At 72.5% G+C, this 15,652-nt stretch carries 11 protein-coding genes and 4 pseudogenes; 12 read left to right on the top strand and 3 right to left on the bottom strand.

Annotation, left to right across the window (positions count from 1 at the left end; all coding sequences use genetic code 11):
• Positions 1-37: 37 nt before the first annotated feature.
• The 5 genes from ENC19_RS18615 to ENC19_RS18595 all read left to right on the top strand — a co-directional run bounded on the left by ENC19_RS18615 (position 38) and on the right by ENC19_RS18595 (position 5,457).
• A complete protein-coding gene (locus ENC19_RS18615; RefSeq protein ID WP_164448425.1) occupies positions 38-352 on the top strand; it encodes an MGMT family protein in 315 nt (104 codons plus the stop codon).
• 32 nt (positions 353-384) lie between these two features.
• Positions 385-1,887: an MFS transporter gene (locus tag ENC19_RS18610; RefSeq protein ID WP_164448424.1), complete on the top strand. Its 1,503-nt coding sequence runs from the start codon at positions 385-387 to the stop codon at positions 1,885-1,887.
• Positions 1,884-3,347 carry a pyridoxal phosphate-dependent decarboxylase family protein gene (locus ENC19_RS18605; RefSeq protein ID WP_164448423.1) on the top strand — a complete coding sequence of 488 codons (1,464 nt, stop codon included), beginning with the start codon at positions 1,884-1,886 and terminating at the stop codon, positions 3,345-3,347. Before ENC19_RS18610 ends, ENC19_RS18605 begins: the two co-directional genes overlap by 4 nt.
• Positions 3,348-3,459: 112 nt before the next feature.
• Positions 3,460-4,038 (top strand): NADH-quinone oxidoreductase subunit B, encoded by a 579-nt coding sequence (locus ENC19_RS18600; RefSeq protein WP_164448422.1) that lies wholly within the window; start codon positions 3,460-3,462, stop codon positions 4,036-4,038.
• 105 nt (positions 4,039-4,143) lie between these two features.
• Positions 4,144-5,457: a DUF2252 domain-containing protein gene (locus tag ENC19_RS18595; RefSeq protein ID WP_164448421.1), complete on the top strand. Its 1,314-nt coding sequence runs from the start codon at positions 4,144-4,146 to the stop codon at positions 5,455-5,457.
• Positions 5,458-5,475: 18 nt separating this feature from the next.
• Here the strand turns inward: ENC19_RS18595 and ENC19_RS18590 are convergent, their stop codons facing one another.
• Positions 5,476-6,522: a glucose 1-dehydrogenase gene (locus ENC19_RS18590; RefSeq protein WP_281602968.1), complete on the bottom strand. Its 1,047-nt coding sequence runs from the start codon at positions 6,520-6,522 to the stop codon at positions 5,476-5,478.
• A 157-nt stretch (positions 6,523-6,679) separates the two neighbouring features.
• On the opposite strand from ENC19_RS18590, the pseudogene ENC19_RS18585 reads away from it, so the two are divergent.
• Positions 6,680-7,276, top strand: a pseudogene (locus ENC19_RS18585) (NADH-quinone oxidoreductase subunit C); the annotation flags it as partial.
• 198 nt (positions 7,277-7,474) lie between these two features.
• Positions 7,475-8,437 (top strand): complex I subunit 1/NuoH family protein, encoded by a 963-nt coding sequence (locus ENC19_RS18580; RefSeq protein ID WP_164448418.1) that lies wholly within the window; start codon positions 7,475-7,477, stop codon positions 8,435-8,437.
• 100 nt (positions 8,438-8,537) lie between these two features.
• On the opposite strand, the gene ENC19_RS18575 is transcribed toward ENC19_RS18580, so the two are convergent.
• Positions 8,538-9,569, bottom strand: coding sequence for a glutathione S-transferase family protein (locus ENC19_RS18575; RefSeq protein ID WP_164448417.1), 1,032 nt, complete (start codon positions 9,567-9,569; stop codon positions 8,538-8,540).
• Positions 9,570-9,676: 107 nt separating this feature from the next.
• Positions 9,677-10,249, bottom strand: coding sequence for a Uma2 family endonuclease (locus ENC19_RS18570; protein ID WP_164448416.1), 573 nt, complete (start codon positions 10,247-10,249; stop codon positions 9,677-9,679).
• A gap of 96 nt (positions 10,250-10,345) precedes the next feature.
• Here ENC19_RS18570 and ENC19_RS18565 point away from each other — a divergent pair.
• The 5 genes and pseudogenes from ENC19_RS18565 (at position 10,346) to ENC19_RS18540 (ending at position 15,496) form a co-directional block, all read left to right on the top strand.
• Positions 10,346-10,983: pseudogene (locus ENC19_RS18565) on the top strand (NuoI/complex I 23 kDa subunit family protein).
• Positions 10,980-11,516, top strand: coding sequence for an NADH-quinone oxidoreductase subunit J family protein (locus ENC19_RS18560; RefSeq protein WP_164448415.1), 537 nt, complete (start codon positions 10,980-10,982; stop codon positions 11,514-11,516). The pseudogene ENC19_RS18565 and the gene ENC19_RS18560 overlap by 4 nt, the downstream one beginning before the upstream one ends.
• Positions 11,513-11,938 carry an NADH-quinone oxidoreductase subunit NuoK gene (gene nuoK, locus ENC19_RS18555; RefSeq protein ID WP_281602972.1) on the top strand — a complete coding sequence of 142 codons (426 nt, stop codon included), beginning with the start codon at positions 11,513-11,515 and terminating at the stop codon, positions 11,936-11,938. The genes ENC19_RS18560 and nuoK overlap by 4 nt, the downstream gene beginning before the upstream one ends.
• Positions 11,935-13,880, top strand: a pseudogene (locus ENC19_RS18550) (NADH-quinone oxidoreductase subunit 5 family protein). The gene nuoK and the pseudogene ENC19_RS18550 overlap by 4 nt, the downstream one beginning before the upstream one ends.
• Before the next feature lie 45 nt (positions 13,881-13,925).
• Positions 13,926-15,496, top strand: a pseudogene (locus ENC19_RS18540) (complex I subunit 4 family protein).
• Positions 15,497-15,652: the final 156 nt, after the last annotated feature.

The raw sequence follows: 15,652 nt of genomic DNA, 5'->3' as shown, positions 1-15,652 counted from the left end.
GGCACGTCCCGCCGCCGTTCCCATAGTCTGGCCGCTTGTGACACCTGACGAGTACGTCGAGGCGGTGCTGGAGCTGGTCGACCGGATCCCGCCCGGCCGGGTGATGTCGTACGGGGCGGTGGCCGACGCGTTGGCCGAGCGCTCCGGGCGGGCGTCGGCCCGGCTGGTCGGGGCGATCATGGCCCGCCACGGTGGTGGGGCCCCGTGGCACCGGGTGGTGAACGCGTCCGGCGGACTGCCGCCCCGGCTGGCCCGCGAGGCGCGGGCACGTTGGCTCGCCGAGGGGACGCCGCTGCGCGGTACCGGGGTGGACATGCGGTCGGCCGGGTGGTGGCCCGGGCAGGGGATGTGACCCCCGCCATAACGTGAGTAATATTCGGCCTCATGACCGCACTGCCGGGTGGCTCCGGCCCCACGCCCGCCTCCGGCCTGGCGTCTACGACCTCCGCCTCGGTTCTGCCGGGCGCGACCTCGACCGTGCTGGGCACGCTGCCCAGGGGCGTGCACGCCGGCTACGCGCTCGGCTCGCTGGCGACCGGGGCCTTCGGCACCGTGCCGGGTCTGCTGCTGCTGCCCTACCTCACCGACACGCTCGGGGTGGCCGCCGGGGTGGCCGCCCTGCTGGTGCTGCTGCCGAAGGCGTGGGACGTGCTGGTCAACCCGGTCGCCGGGCGGATCTCCGACCGCACCCGATCGCGCTGGGGTGCACGTCGTCCGTACCTGCTCTTCGGTGGGCTGGCACTTGCCGTCCTCTTCGGGGCCATCTTCGCCGCGCCGTTCGGAGCCGGTCCCGCCTCCGGGGCGTACGTCGCCGTCGCGTTCCTGGCCACGGCTACCGCGTTCGCCTTCTTCCAGGTGCCGTACGTGGCGATGCCGGCCGAGCTGACGAGTGACTACACCGAACGTACCCGGATGATGACCTGGCGGATCGCGGTGCTGGCGCTGGCCATCCTGGTCGCCGGTGCGGTGGCACCGCTGGTGCGCGACGCGGCCGGCGGAGGCGTTCCCGGGCACCGGTGGATGGGCGTCTTCGTGGCCGCCCTCATCGCGCTCGGCGCCGTCGGCGCCTTCCTCGGCACCCGGTCCGCCCCGCAGGGCACGGTCGGCGAGAGCGAGCCGAGCCTGCGCGCCCAACTCACCGTCGCCGCCCGCAACCGGCCCTTCCGGGCGTTGCTGCTCTGCTTCGTGGTGCAGTCCGCCGGGGTGGCCACCATCCTCGCCGGGGTCCAGTACTTCGCCGACCACGTGCTGGCAGATCCGACGACCGGCCCGACGGTGCTCTTCGTCTGCTTCGTCGGCCCGGCGCTCGTGGTGATGCCGCTCTGGTCCCGGGTGGGTGCGCGGGTGGGCAAGCTCGCCGCCCTGGTGGCGGCGTCGCTGATCCTGGCCGCCGGCGGACTGGCGTTGGTCGCCGCGCCGGTGCTGCCGGCCGCCGTGGTCTACCTGCTGGTCGCGTTCCTCGGCGTCGGGTACGCCGGACAACAGGTGTTCGCGCTGGCCATGCTCCCGGACTGCATCGCGTACGACACCGCGCGCACCGGCCGCCGGCAGGCCGGGGTCTTCACCGGCGTGTGGACGGCCGGTGAGACCTTCGGTCTGGCCCTCGGCCCCGGCATCTACGGGCTGGTGCTCGCCCTGACCGGCTACGTCTCCTCCACCACCGGCACCTCCGCCACCCAGTCCGACACCGCCCGCCTCGGCGTCCTGCTCGGCTTCACGATCCTCCCCGCCCTCCTGATCGGCCTGGCCATCCTCCTGCTGCGCCCCTACGACCTGACCCCCGCCCGCCTCACCTCCCCCACCCCACCCCCGACCACCGCCGATCATGCAGTCGTGGCAGGAACAGAAGCCGCTGAAAACCACGGAAAGGGCGCCACAACTCAATGATCGACGAGAACCGGCCGGACGGGATGCCGGCGGAGCAGGTGCTGGCGGAGATCCGCGAGCTGCGGGCGTTGGATCGACCGACGCACGGGGGGCGGCTGTTCGCGTACGTGTACGACCCCGCGGTGCCCGGGCTGGACGCGCTCGCCACCGCCGCGTACGCCGAGAGCGCACACGTCAACGGGCTCGACCCGACCGCCTTCCCGTCCCTGCTGGCCATGGAGAACACGCTTGTCGCGGCGGCGGCGCGGCTGCTCGGCGGCGGGCCGGGCACGAGCGCACCGGACGTCGTCGGCAGCGTCACCAGCGGCGGCACCGAGTCGCTCATCCTGGCCGTCAAGACCGCCCGGGACGCCCGGCCGGACATCGCGGCACCCCGGATCGTGGTACCGGCCAGTGCCCATGCCGCCTTCGCCAAGGCGGCTCACTACCTGCGGGTGGAACTCGACACCGTGCCGGTCGACCCGAGCACCCTGCGCCCGGCCGTCGCCGGCGTGGCCGCCGCCCTCCGGCCGGAGACGGTGCTGGTGGCCTGCTCCGCCCCCTCGTACGCGCACGGCGTCGTGGACCCGGTCGAACAGATCGCCGAGGTGGCCGCCGCCGCCGGGGTCCGTTGCCATGTGGACGCCTGCTTCGGTGGCTGGACGCTGCCGTACCTGCGGCGCCTCGGCCTGCCGGTGCCCCCGTTCGACCTGGGCGTGCCCGGCGTCACCTCGATCTCGGTGGACCTGCACAAGTACGCGTACGCGCCGAAGGGCGTGTCGGTGCTGCTGCACCGCGATCCGCAACTGCGTGCCCCGCAGTACTTCGCCTACGCCGACTGGCCCGGGTACACCATGATCAACCCAGTGATCTCCTCCACCCGCTCCGGTGGGCCGATCGCCGCCGCGTACGCCACCGTGCGGCATCTCGGTGACGACGGCTACCTGGAACTGACCCGGCGCACCTGGGCGGCGGTGTGCACCCTGACCGAGGCGGTACGCGGCGCCGACGGGCTGCGGCTGGTCGCCGAGCCGGAGTCGACGGTGGTCTGCTTCACCGCCACCGAAACCGGGCCGGACCTGTTCGTGCTGGTCGACGAGTTGGCCGCGCGGGGCTGGCACACCCAGCCCCAGCTGTCGTACGCCGGCCTGCCGCCAAGCGTGCACCTCACGGTGACCGCCGCGGTGGCACCCCGGGCGGCGGAGTTCGGTCCCGATTTGGCCGACGCGGTCGCCGCCGCCCGCGCGGCGGGCCCGGTCGCGTTGCCGCCGGAGCTGCGGGCCCTGGCTGGCACGCTGGCGCCGGAGGGGCTCACCGGCGATGTGGTCGCCGGGCTCGCCGCCGGACTCGGGCTGGGCCCGGGTGGTGGGCTGCCGGAGCGGATGGCCCTGGTCAACACGTTGCTCGACGCCGCCCCACCGGCGCTGCGTGAACGGCTGCTCGTCGAGTTCGTCAGCCTGCTGCAACGTCCCGCGTGGTAGCGCCCACCGGTTCCTGATCGTGCACCGCTCGGCGACGTCCGTCGCCGGGCGGCGGCCACCGCAGACGTCGGGTCGCTGTGGTTGACTGTCGGGGACGGGAGGGGGAGCGGTCGTGCAGCTGCCTGCGGTGCTCGGTGAGCCGATCCGGTTCGTGCTCAACTGGGGCCGGCGCTACTCGCTCTGGGTCTTCAACTTCGGCCTGGCCTGCTGCGCCATCGAGTTCATCGCGACAAGCATGTCCCGGCACGACTTCATGCGGCTGGGCGTGATCCCGTTCGCGCACGGTCCCCGGCAGGCCGACCTGATGGTGGTCTCCGGCACCGTCACCGACAAGATGGCTCCGGCGATCAAGCGGCTCTACGACCAGATGCCCGAGCCGAAGTACGTGATCTCGTTCGGTGCCTGCTCCAACTGCGGCGGCCCGTACTGGGACTCGTACTCGGTGACCAAGGGGGTCGACCAGCTCATCCCGGTCGACGTGTACGTGCCCGGCTGCCCGCCCCGGCCGGAGGCGCTGCTGCACGGCATCCTCCGGCTTCAGGAGAAGATCGCCGCCGAGCAGTCCGGCATCGGCGGGGTGTCCCGCACCGACCCGCTCGCCCCACCGGTCGACGCCCCGCCCCGCGACGGCGCCCCCGCCCGCTCGGTCGCCTCCCTGACCGCACCGCCGGTGCGTCCACCGAATCCCTGACCGGCGGAGGTGCCCGGCCGGGTGTGGACCGCGGTCCGGTCGGTCCGGCGAGACCGGTCGCTCGGCTGGCCGTCCGGGTGGTGTGGCTTCGCTAGCGTACGGATCATGACCGACGTCGCCGAGCAGCGTTCCGCCTTCATCGTCGAGGTGCTGACCGAGGAGTTCGGCACCCTGATGGCGCTCGACCCGGCCGCCTTCCGGCGCAAGTTCCGCAAGATGGCCGCCTCGCCGTTCGCCTTCTACCGGGGCAGTGCCAGCCTCTTCTACGCCGACCAGCGGGGCGACTTCGCCGACGACCGCTTCCTCGACGCGCGGACCAGCCGGGTGTGGATCCACGGCGACCTGCACGCGGAGAACTTCGGCACCTACATGAACGGCTCCGGTCAGCTCGTCTTCAACGTCAACGACTTCGACGAGGCGTACGTCGGGCCGTTCACCTGGGACCTGCGGCGGTTCGTCGCCAGCGTCGCGTTGATCGGCTACACCAAGGCGCTCTCCGACCGGGTCATCAGCGACCTGGTCACCTGCTTCGCGAACGCGTACCTGGTCGAACTGCGGGCCATCGCCGCCGGTGGGGACGACGCCATCGGGTCGATCACCCTGGACAACGCCGACGGGGTGCTGCGCCGGGTGCTCCAGCAGGCGCGGCTGAACACCCGGGTCGACCTGCTGCGCGGACAGACCACCATCGACAACTACGAGCGGCGCTTCTCCGTGGGCGACGGGGTGTACGAGATCGACGGGGACGTGCGGGCGCGGGTGTGCGCGGCGTTCGAGGCGTACCTGGAGACGCTGCCCCCCACGGTGCAGGCCCGGCCGCTCGCCGCTCAGATCAAGGACGTGGTGCTGCGCAAGGGGGTGGGCATCGGCTCGGCCGGCCTACCCTCGTACAACCTCCTGCTGGAGGGGCACACCCAGGCGTTGGAGAACGACGTCGTGATCTACATGAAGCAGGCTCAGGTGCCGGCGGCGGCCCGCTACGTCGACGACGAGCGGGTCCGTGGCTACTTCCGGCACCAGGGGCACCGCACCGCCGAGTCGCAGCGGGCCCTCCAGGCGCACGCCGACCCGTGGCTGGGCTTCACCGAACTCGACGGCGTCGGTCAACTCGTCGCCGAGGTGTCCCCGTACGCGGCCGACCTGGACTGGGCGGACGTCAACGAGCCGGAGGAACTGGCCGGGGTGCTGGCCGACCTGGGGCGGGCGGTCGCCCGGATGCACTCGGTGGCCGACGACGAGTCCAGCCACGACCTGGTCGACTACTCGACCGAGGAGGCCATCGTCGCCGTCGTGGACGCGGACACCGCCGGCTTCGTCGGGCACCTGGTCGACTTCGCCCACACGTACGGGGTACGCGCCCGTCACGATCATCAGCTCTTCGTCGACCTGTTCCGCAACGGCCGGCTGCCCGGCATCTGACCCGAGCCTGCGGGGTGTTCAGCGGGCGAAGTCGAGGACGACCTTGATGTCCTGCGGTCCGGGCGAGTAGGCGGTGGCGTACTGGGCCAGCGGCACCCGGCGGGTGATCAGTGAGGCGAGCCAGGCCGGGTCGGCCTTGGAAAGGGCCTCGGCGGCACCCTCCCAGTGCCGCCGGTTGGCGTTCACCGAGCCGAAGACGACGTTGTTCTCCAGCACGAGGGTCCGGTTCAGCGCGCCCGCGTCGAAGTCGATCGTCCGGCCGCCGCTGGAGACCCCGGCCAGGCAGACGATCCCGTTGGGACCGACCTTGCACATCGCCTCCAGCACGACCGCCGGCGCGCCGGTGCACTCGACGATGACGTCCGGTTCGAGGTCCAGCTGGTCGAGCGGTCCGGAGTGGTACGTGGCACCGAGCGCGCCGGCGAGCGCCGGCTTCGGGCCTTCGGTGGCCAGGTCGAGCACGTGCACGGAGAGGCCCCGCTGACTGGCCAGCAGCGCGGCGAGCAGGCCGATCGGGCCGGCACCGGTGATCAACGCGGTGCGGGGCTGCCACTCCGCCCGCAGGCCGATCCGGTCGACGTGGTCCCACGCCTTGACCATCACACTCGTCGGTTCGAGCAGCATCCCCACCTCGATCAGTGCGGGATCGAGTCCCACCGCGAAGCGGGGCTGCAACCGCCACCGCTCGCGGGCGAAGCCCGGCAGCGCCTTGATGCCGTGCTCGGTGAACAGGCCGTTGCGGCACATGTCCCACTCACCGACCGCGCAGTTCGGGCAGGGCATCGGATCGGGATGCCGGACGATCCCGGCCACCAGGTCGCCCGGCTGCCGGGTGCCGGTCGGATCCTCCAGCACCCGACCCAGTGACTCGTGACCGAGCACCAGGTGATCGGTGCCGGGCGGCGCCTCGCCGTACTGCCCCTCGATGATCTCGATGTCGGTTCCGCAGACGCCGACCGAGAGGGCCTCCACCAGGATCGGTCCCTCTTCGGGGGCCGGTTCGGGGTAGTCGTCGAGCAGCCGCAGCGAGCCGGGTACTCCGGGAATGACGGTCACAGCGCGCACAGACTTCATCCTGGTGGCCGCCGACGGGTGGCACCGGCGAAGCGCACCGGAGTCACCCGCTTGCGTGCACCGGCCGCCCGCGTACCGGGTCGGTTGCCGTCCGGCGCCGCCTCCGCACGAGGCGAGGACGCCGGCCGCAGGGCCTAGGATCAGCGGCATGACACCGGAAGAGGTCGGCCAACGGCTCGTCGCGCTGCTCGCGCCCGTCGAGGCCACCGCGACGGTCTCCGGCGGTCAGGTCCATGCCCGGGCCACCGTCGACGTGCCCCCGCACGCCTGGCGGGCCGCGCTGCTGGCCGCTCGGGACGACACCGAGCTGGCCTGCGACTACTTCGACTGGCTGTCGGCGGTCGACGAGCTGGCCGACGGGTTCGACGTGGTGGCCCACCTCTGGTCCACCGCGCACCGGCACGGGGTGCTGTTGCGGGCCCGGGTGTCCCGCGACACACCGACTGTGGACTCCGTGGTGGCGGTCTACCCGGGGGCCGCCTGGCACGAGCGGGAGACTCACGAGATGTTCGGCATCGACTTCGCCGGGCACGCTGGCCTGCTCCCGCTGCTGCTGCCACCGGAGTTCGAGGGGCACCCGCTGCGCAAGGAGTTCGTGCTGGCATCCCGGGTGGCGAAGCCCTGGCCGGGCGCGAAGGAGCCGGGTGAGTCGGAGGCCGGCGGTGGACGCCGCCCGATCCGACCCCCGGGCGTGCCCGCGCCAGGTGAGTGGGGAGTCGTGCCGACCCCCGCCGGTGCCGGTGGGGTGGGGGAGGGCCCACGCGGCGGCACCCGGCCCGCCCGGCCCGGGAGCGCCCGGCCCGTCCGGCACCGGGTGCCCGCGGGCCGCGTACCCTCGGGAGGCCGGCTCCACCGGGGAGCCGGCGGCCCCCGGCGGCCCGACGGCTGGGGATCCGCCAGCATCCGAGGGTGGTCCGGCGCCGGATGACGGAGGTGGGGCCTGATGCCGCTCTGGCTGGAACTGGTTGTCCGGATCGGTGGCGTGCTGGCCGCCTTCCTCGTCCTGCCGTTGCTGGTGGGCCAGGCGGAACACAAGGTGATGGCGCACATGCAGGGCCGGCTCGGCCCGATGTACGCGGGCGGCTTCCACGGCTGGGCGCAGTTGATCGCCGACGGGGTGAAGTTCGTCCAGAAGGAGGACGTCACCCCGCGCGCGGCCGACCGACCGGTGTTCCGGTTGGCTCCGGCGGTGGCGCTGGTGCCGTACCTGCTGGCCCTGCTGGTGATCCCGCTCGGCCCGAACGACCTGGTCGGGCAGCCGCTCGACATCGGGCTGTTCTTCGTGCTGGCGGTGGTCGGGGTGGGCGTGCTGGCCGTGCTCATGTCGGCCTGGGCGTCGGCCAACAAGTACAGCCTGCTCGGTGGGCTGCGTGGTGCGGCACAACTGCTCGGTTACGAGCTGCCGCTGGTGCTGGCCGCCGCGTCGGTGGCGATGGCCGCCGGGACGCTCAGCCTCTCCGGCATCGTCGAGGCGTGGCAGCCGTGGTGGCTGCTCTGGCAGGCACCGGCGATGGTGATCTTCTTCGTGGCCGGGCTGGCCGAGATCCGCCGGCCACCCTTCGACATGCCGGTCGCCGATTCGGAGCTGGTCTTCGGCTACCTGACCGAGTACACCGGACTGCGCTTCGCGTTCCTGCTGCTGGCCGAGTACGTCGGCATCGTGGTGATCGCCGCACTCACCACCGTGCTGTTCCTCGGCGGCTGGCAGGGCCCGTTCGCCGACGCCCAGCTCGGCTGGCTCTGGACCCTGCTCAAGGTCGCCGCCGTCAGCTTCGTGATCATCTGGCTCCGGGTCTCCTACCCCCGGCTGCGCGAAGACCAGCTCCAACGCCTCTGCTGGCTGGTCCTGGTCCCCGCCGCCCTGGCCCAACTAGTCCTGACCGCCGCCATCCGCCTAACCCTCTGACCCCACCCCGAGACGACCCCCGTTGATCAAGAAGTTCACGTCCGGATTCGAGCCGACAGAGACGCAAACTTCTTGGTCAACAAGCGTGGGTGGGGTGGGCTCAGGGGAGGGGGGTGTGGGAGGGGTTCACGCGCTCGGTGGGGGTGGGGGGTTCGGGTGGGGTGCCGGTGCCGAAGGGGTGGCCGCCGAGGGACTCGCGGTCGTGCGGGGTGAGCCAGTTCGACAGGTCCGGGCCGAGCGGCACCACGCCGGTCGGGTTGATGTCCCGGTGCACCTCGTAGTAGTGCCGCTTGATGTGGTCGAAGTCGATCGTGTCGCCGAAGCCGGGCGTGGTGAACAGGTCCCGCGCGTACGCCCACAGCACCGGCATCTCGCTGAGCTTCTGCCGGTTGCACTTGAAGTGGCCGTGGTAGACCGGGTCGAAGCGGACCAGCGTGGTGAACAGCCGGACGTCGGCCTCGGTGATCGTGTCGCCGACCAGGTAGCGCTGCCCGGCCAGTCGCTCACTGAGCCAGTCCAGCCGGTCGAACAGCCGCCGGTACGCCCGCTCGTACGCCTCCTGGTTGCCGGCGAAGCCGCACCGGTAGACGCCGTTGTTGACGTCGGCGAAGACCACCGCGTTGACCTCGTCGATCTCGGCGCGCAGGTGTTCCGGGTAGAGCTGCGGAGCGCCGGGTCGGTGGTACGCGGTCCACTCGGTGGACAGGTCAAGGCTCATCTGGGCGTAGTCGTTGGTCGCCACCTGCCCGGTGGGCACGTCCACGATGGCCGGCACGGTGATGCCCCGGGGATAGTCCGGGTAGCGCGCGAAGTAGGCCTCCTGGATGCGCTCGATGCCGAGCACCGGGTCCCGCCCGTCCGGGTCGAGATCGAATGTCCAGCTCCGCGCGTCGTGCGTCGGGCCGGCGACGCCCATCGAGATGGTGTCCTCCAGGCCGAGCAGCCGCCGTACGATGATCAGCCGGTTCGCCCACGGGCAGGCGCGGCTGACGACCAACCGGTAACGCCCCGGCTCGACCGGATAGCCGTCCCGCCCGTCGGCGGTGATCCGGGTGGTGATGTAGTTCTGGTCCCGCTTGAACTCACCCGGCTCGACGTACCTGCCGCCGGTGCCCTTGCCGTCCTCGCCCATGTCGCCCCCAGGGTGTGCCCGTCTCGTCCGCACCCCATCATGGCGGATCTCCATCCGACCGGCCCGGTGACCGGGCGGCGGGCCAGAGCGGGGCCGGCGTGGCCCGCTCAGCGTGACCGAGGAGTGATCCGGTCGAGTGGGATGTCCATCTCCCACGGGTCGGCCAGCAGGATGCCGTCGCTCATCCGGGCGTGCTCGACGTAGACGCGCTTGACGGGGTCGAGCCGGTGGGCGTGCACCACGATCCCCGTCTCGGTCTCGATCCGCCAGAAGAAGGGAATGTCCGCCTCGGCGTAGAGCGCCGGCTTGAGCACCCGGTCGATGCTGCGGGATCCCTCCGAGACGATCTCCACCACCAGCAGAACCTCGTTCGGCAGGTAGGAGGAGGGGTTGCGGGCAGCCGCGTCCAGCTCGGTGACCAGCAGGTCGGGAATGAGGGACCGGCTGCGGGACATCCGCACCGACACCCCCTGGGTGACGTCGAACTCGGCGGGGCAGGTCTCCTGCAAGGCGGCACCGAGCAGCATTGCGATGGATTGGTGCAGTCGCGTGGGGGAGGGCGACACGATCAGTTGTCCGTCCAGGAGTTCACGGCGGCGGCCGTCGTCGGGCAGGCGGTCGAGGGCGTCCGTCGTCCACTCGCCCGGCGCCGGGTTGTCGTCGTGCAGCGCGGCGGTCATTGACGGGTCCTTTCCGGTGCGTCGTTTCTCCCCGTGGCCACGGTACTACCGGCTACCTCCGGGGGGTGGTCGCGCGCGCCGTGCCCACAGGGCAGGATGTTCGGCATGAGCGAGCGCGAGCGAAGCGAGGCGACCGGCCTGCCCGGCAGCGGCCTGGTCAAGGGGCTCGCCGTCACGTTGAAGACGATGACGAAACGCGCCACCACGGCGCAGTACCCGGACGTCGCCCCCGAGCTGCCGCCCCGTTCGCGCGGGGTGATCGCGCTGCTGGAGGAGAACTGCACGGTCTGCATGCTCTGCGCCCGCGAGTGTCCGGACTGGTGCATCTACATCGACTCGCACAAGGAGGAGGTGGCGGTGCCGGGGGCCGCCCGGGCACGGCAGCGCAACGTGCTCGACCGGTTCGACATCGACTTCTCGCTCTGCATGTACTGCGGCATCTGCATCGAGGTCTGCCCCTTCGACGCGCTCTACTGGTCGCCGGAGTTCGAGTACGCCGAGTACGACATCAAGGACCTGCTGCACGACAAGGATCACCTGGGCGAGTGGATGGCCACGGTGCCGCCGCCACCGGCCCACGACCCGAACGGCGAGCCGGCCAAGGAGGAGACCGCCGCCGCGCGCGGGCGGCCGGCCCGGGCGCGCCCGCCGCCCGTCCGACCACCCCGGCGGTACGCCCCGAGCGCCGACCCGCGCCACCGCGCGCCGCCGACGACGAAGGCACGCCCGCGTGACCGGGGTGGACGTGCTGCTGCTCGCCCTCGGCGCGGTGGCGGTCGGCTCGGCGGCGCTGGTGGTGGCCACCCGTCACCTGGTCCGTGCGGGGCTCTACCTGGTGGTCTGCCTCGGCGCGGTGGCCGGCATGTACCTGGTGCTCGCCGCCGAACTGGTCGCCTGGGTGCAGGTGCTCATCTACGTCGGCGCGGTGGTGGTGCTGCTGTTGTTCGCCGTGATGCTGACCCGCGCGCCGATCGGCGCCTCCGCCGACCTGGACCGCCCCGGCTGGCCGGCCGCGTTGATCGGCGGGGGGGCCGGGCTCGGGCTGGCGGCGCTGCTCGTCGACGCGTACCGCTGGACAGCGGTGGAGCTACCCGAGGCGGGCACCGCCGAGCGCCTCGGTGAGCAGGTCTTCGGCAACTGGGTGCTGCCCTTCGAGGTGCTGTCGGTGCTGCTGCTCTCGGCGCTCGTCGGCGCCATCGTGCTGTCCCGCCCCGACATCGGCGCCACCGGGGACGCGACGCCGGGTGATCGGGGGCGGTCGCGGTGAGACCCGTCATCCCGTACGTCACGGCGGCGCTCCTGTTCGGTCTCGGCGTGTACGGCGTGCTGCGGCGGCGCAACGCGGTGCTGGTGCTGATGGCCGTCGAGTTGATGCTCAACGCGGTGAACCTGATCCTGGTCACCGCCGACACCACGGCGAAGGCGGTGCTGCCGCACGGCGGGCAGGTCTTCGCGCTCTTCGTGATCGTGCTGGCCGCTGCCGAGATCGGGGTCGGGTTGGCGATCGTCCTCCAGCTCTACCGGATGCGGGCCAGCGTCACCGTCGACGAGATCCCGTTGGCCGAGCGTCCGGCCGACGAGCCGGTGCCGGTCGCTGCCGGCCCGATCGCTCCCACCGGAGCCGGCCCGATCGCTGCCGGCCGGGACGGTCCACACGTTTTCGGTGCCGAGCCGGAGGGCCAGCGGTGAACACCACGACGCTGCTGGGCGCGCTGCTGCCGCTCGTACCGATGACCGCCGGCCTGACCGGCCTGCTGCTGCCACCATCGCCGCGGGGTGGGGCCATCGGCGAGGCGACGGCCGCCGCCTGGCCGCCGCCCTCGGCATCGCTGGCGCGACCGGTGCCCTCGCCCTGGCGGTGGCCCTGCTGGTCACCCTGGACGGCCCGGCCGAGTCGTCGGCCACCTGGATCGAGCTGGGTGGGCTCACCGTCACCCTCGGGGTACGCCTCGACGGCGCCGCCGCCCTGGTCGCCGTCGCGGTCACCGCGGTCGCCCTGGCTGTGCAGACCTACTCGACCGGCTACCTTCGGCAAGGGCCGCCTGAGGAGCCCGACCACCGTTACCCGCCGTACGCGGCGCAGGTCAGCCTCTTCACCGCCGCCATGCTGCTGGTGGTGGTCTCCGGGGACCTGATCCTGCTGCTGGTCGGCTGGGAGGTGATGGGGCTCTGCTCGTACCTGCTCATCGCCCACGACCGGCGGCTGCCGGAGGCGCCGGCCGCCGCGATGAAGGCGTTCCTGGTCACCCGGGTCGGCGACGTCGGATTCCTGCTCGGCATCGCCCTGCTCGGCGTTTCGGCGGGCAGCTTCCGGATCGCCGACGTGCTCGCCCACGACCACGGCACCACCACGCTCACCGCCGCCTGCCTGCTGCTGCTCGCCGGGGTGGCCGGCAAGAGCGCGCAGTTCCCGCTGCACACCTGGCTGCCCGACGCGATGGCCGGCCCGACCCCGATCTCCGCGCTGATCCACGCCGCGACCATGGTCGCCGCCGGCGTGTACGCGGTCACCCGGCTGTGGTCGCTGTTCGAGGCCACGCCGACCGCGCTCGTCGTGCTCGGCATTATGGCCTCGGTGACGCTGCTGCTCGGCGCGCTGGCCGCCACCGCGCAGGACGACATCAAGCGGGTGCTCGCCTGGTCGACGGTCTCGCAGATCGGCTACATGACCGGCGCGCTCGCCGTCGGTTCCCCACCGGCCGCACTGTTCCACCTGCTCACCCACGCGGCGTTCAAGGCGCTGCTGTTCCTCGCCGCCGGTGCCGTGATCCACGCGGTCGGCACCACGCTGATGTCCCGGATGGGTGGGCTGCGGAGCAGCATGCCCGTGACCTTCTGGTGCACGCTGATCGGGCTCGGCGCGCTGGCCGGCGTACCGCCGCTGTCCGGCTTCTGGAGCAAGGAGGGCGTGCTCGCCGCCGCCGAGCAGACCGCCCTGCACGGCGACGGACCGGCACCGGCCTGGCTGGGCTGGCTGGTCTGGCTCGCCGCGCTGGTCGGTGTCGCCGTCACCGCCTGGTACGCCACCCGGCTGCTGCTGCGCACCTTCTTCGGCGCTACCCGCACCCCGCTGCCCCAGCCGCATGACCCGCCGGCCGTACTCCGCTGGCCGGTGCTGGCGTTGGCCGTACCGGCGGCCCTGCTCGGCCTGGCCGGCTTTCCGGGCTGGTTCTCCCGCCACCTGCAGGCCGGCCCGCCGGTCGGGTCCGACGCCGTGTCGGATCTGATGCCGCCGGACGGGCTGATCCACCTCACCCCGACCGTGCTGCTGCCGCTGGCACTGCTCGTGATCGGCGCCGGGCTGGCGTGGGCCGGCTGGCGACGGGACCGCACCGCCGATCCGGCGGCGGCGCTGGGTCCGCTGCGGCCGGTCCTCGCCCGCGCGTTCCGGCTCGACGACGTCCAACACACTGTCGTCGTACGACCGACGACAGCGGTGGCGCGGATGGCGCGCACCACCGACGAACGGGTGGTGGACGGTGCGGTCACCGGCACCGGACGCGCCGCCCGGGTCCTCGGCTGCGGTCTGGGCGTGCTGCATCGGGCGGCGCTGCCCCGGGCCGCCGCCGCGGTGCTGGCCGGCGCGCTGCTGATCGGTCTGGCCGCAGTCCTGATCGGAGCGACGGCATGAGCGAGCGTCAGCGAGTGAATCATCAGTTCGGCGTTTCGGTGCCTCATGCCGTCCCGCAGCGCAGCGGAGGGCCGGCATGAGCGTCGGGAGTTCCTGCTGGTGGCGGTGCTCGCGGTGCCGGCGCTCGGCGCGCTGGCGGTGGCGGCCACCCCCGCGATCAGGCGGCCCGGGTCGTGGGCACCGTGGCCGCCGCGCTGACCCTCGTCGCGGCGGTGGCGCTGCTCGGCGGGCGAGCGGCCGGCTGGTCGGCGTACGCGCCGCCGGATGCCGCAGGCGCGGTGCGTCCCTGGCACGCGGTCGACCTGCCCTGGGTGCCGGGGCTGGACCTGCGCTTCCATCTGGGCGTGGACGGCATCTCCTGGCCGTTGGTGGTGCTCACCGCCCTGCTCACGCTGCTGTGCTGCGGATACAGCCTCTGGCGGGTGCCGGGTGGTGGCAGCGGTCGGGCCCTGGTGGCGCTGCTGCTGGTGGTCGAGGTCGGCATCCTCGGTACCTTCCTCGCCCTCGACCTGGTGCTGTTCTTCCTCTTCTTCGAGGTCGTCCTGCTGCCGATGTACGCGATCATCGTCGGCTGGGGCGGCGACGGCACGGATCCGGTCTCGCTGGACGCGCGGCGGCGGGCCGGGCGGAAGTTCGCCCTCTACACCCTGTTCGGTTCGGTGCTGCTGCTCGTCGGCGTGTACGTCGTGGTGGCCGCCGCCGGCACCGCCGACATCGTGACGCTGACCGGCGGCGCGGAGCTGTCCCGCGCCACGCAGCTCGCCGCCTTCACCCTGCTCGCGTTGGCCTTCGCGGTGAAGAGTCCGCTGTGGCCGCTGCACTCGTGGCTGCCCGACGCGCACACCCAGGCACCCACCGTCGGCAGCGTGCTGCTCGCCGGGGTGCTGCTCAAGATGGGCACGTACGGCCTGATCCGGGTCGCCTTGGGAGTGACTCCCGAAGGTGCCCGGTGGGCGGCGCCGGTGCTCGGCGTGCTCGCCGTCGCCGCCATCCTGATCGGCTCGCTGGTCTGCCTGGCCCAGACGGAACTGAAACGGCTGATCGCGTACTCAAGCGTCGGGCACATGGGCTTCGTGCTGCTGGGCGTCGCCACCCTGACCGCCACCGGCATCCAGGCGGCGCTGATCGGCAACGTCGCCCACGGCATCATCACCGGGCTGCTGTTCTTCCTGGCCGGCGCGATCAAGGACCGTATCCACACCGGCGCGCTCACCGAGCTGTCCGGGCTGCGGGAGACCGCCCCGCGCCTGTCCGGGCTGCTCGCGTTCGCGGCGGTCGCCTCGCTGGGGCTGCCCGGGCTGGCCGGCTTCTGGGGTGAGGCGTTCGCCGTGGTAGCCGCCGTCGAGTCCGGTGGTGCGCTCTGGACCACGCTGGCGGTGCTGGCCGCGATCGGCGGCGCACTGACGGCGGCGTACCTGCTGCGGATGCTGCGGCGGGTCACCCACGGCGAGCCCACCCCGGTGGTCGCCGCGCTCGGTCCCGGCCTGGCTCGTGCCGAACTGGTCGCCTGGGTGCCACTGGTGCTGCTCGCGCTGGCCGTCGGGTTGGCCCCGACGCTGGTGCTGGGCGTCGCCGAAGCTCCGGTCGACGCCCTGGTGGGGGTGGTGGCGCGGTGAGCGAGCGTAGCGAGCGATTCAGTCGGCGCAGTGCGGTGGTGGCTCATCGTGACGCCGAGCGTAGCGAGGTGGCGCGATGAGCGAGCGCAGCGAGCGAATCCTTCGGCGCAGTGCGGTGGTGGCTCATCGTGACGCCGAGCGTAGCGAGGTGGCGCG

The sequence above is a fragment of the Verrucosispora sioxanthis genome, from assembly GCF_010560025.1.
In the GTDB taxonomy this organism is placed as follows: Bacteria; Actinomycetota; Actinomycetes; order Mycobacteriales; family Micromonosporaceae; genus Micromonospora; species Micromonospora palythoicola.
This window is presented reverse-complemented; position numbering and strand designations above follow the sequence as displayed.

Excerpts from the sequence above, each read along its gene's own strand:
- ENC19_RS18580 (WP_164448418.1), top strand. The coding sequence starts at position 7,475 with ATGCCGCTCTGGCTGGAACTGGTTGTCCGGATCGGTGGCGTGCTGGCC.
- ENC19_RS18575 (WP_164448417.1), bottom strand. The coding sequence starts at position 9,569 with ATGGGCGAGGACGGCAAGGGCACCGGCGGCAGGTACGTCGAGCCGGGT.
- ENC19_RS18610 (WP_164448424.1), top strand. The coding sequence starts at position 385 with ATGACCGCACTGCCGGGTGGCTCCGGCCCCACGCCCGCCTCCGGCCTG.
- ENC19_RS18595 (WP_164448421.1), top strand. The coding sequence starts at position 4,144 with ATGACCGACGTCGCCGAGCAGCGTTCCGCCTTCATCGTCGAGGTGCTG.
- ENC19_RS18570 (WP_164448416.1), bottom strand. The coding sequence starts at position 10,249 with ATGACCGCCGCGCTGCACGACGACAACCCGGCGCCGGGCGAGTGGACG.
- ENC19_RS18605 (WP_164448423.1), top strand. The coding sequence starts at position 1,884 with ATGATCGACGAGAACCGGCCGGACGGGATGCCGGCGGAGCAGGTGCTG.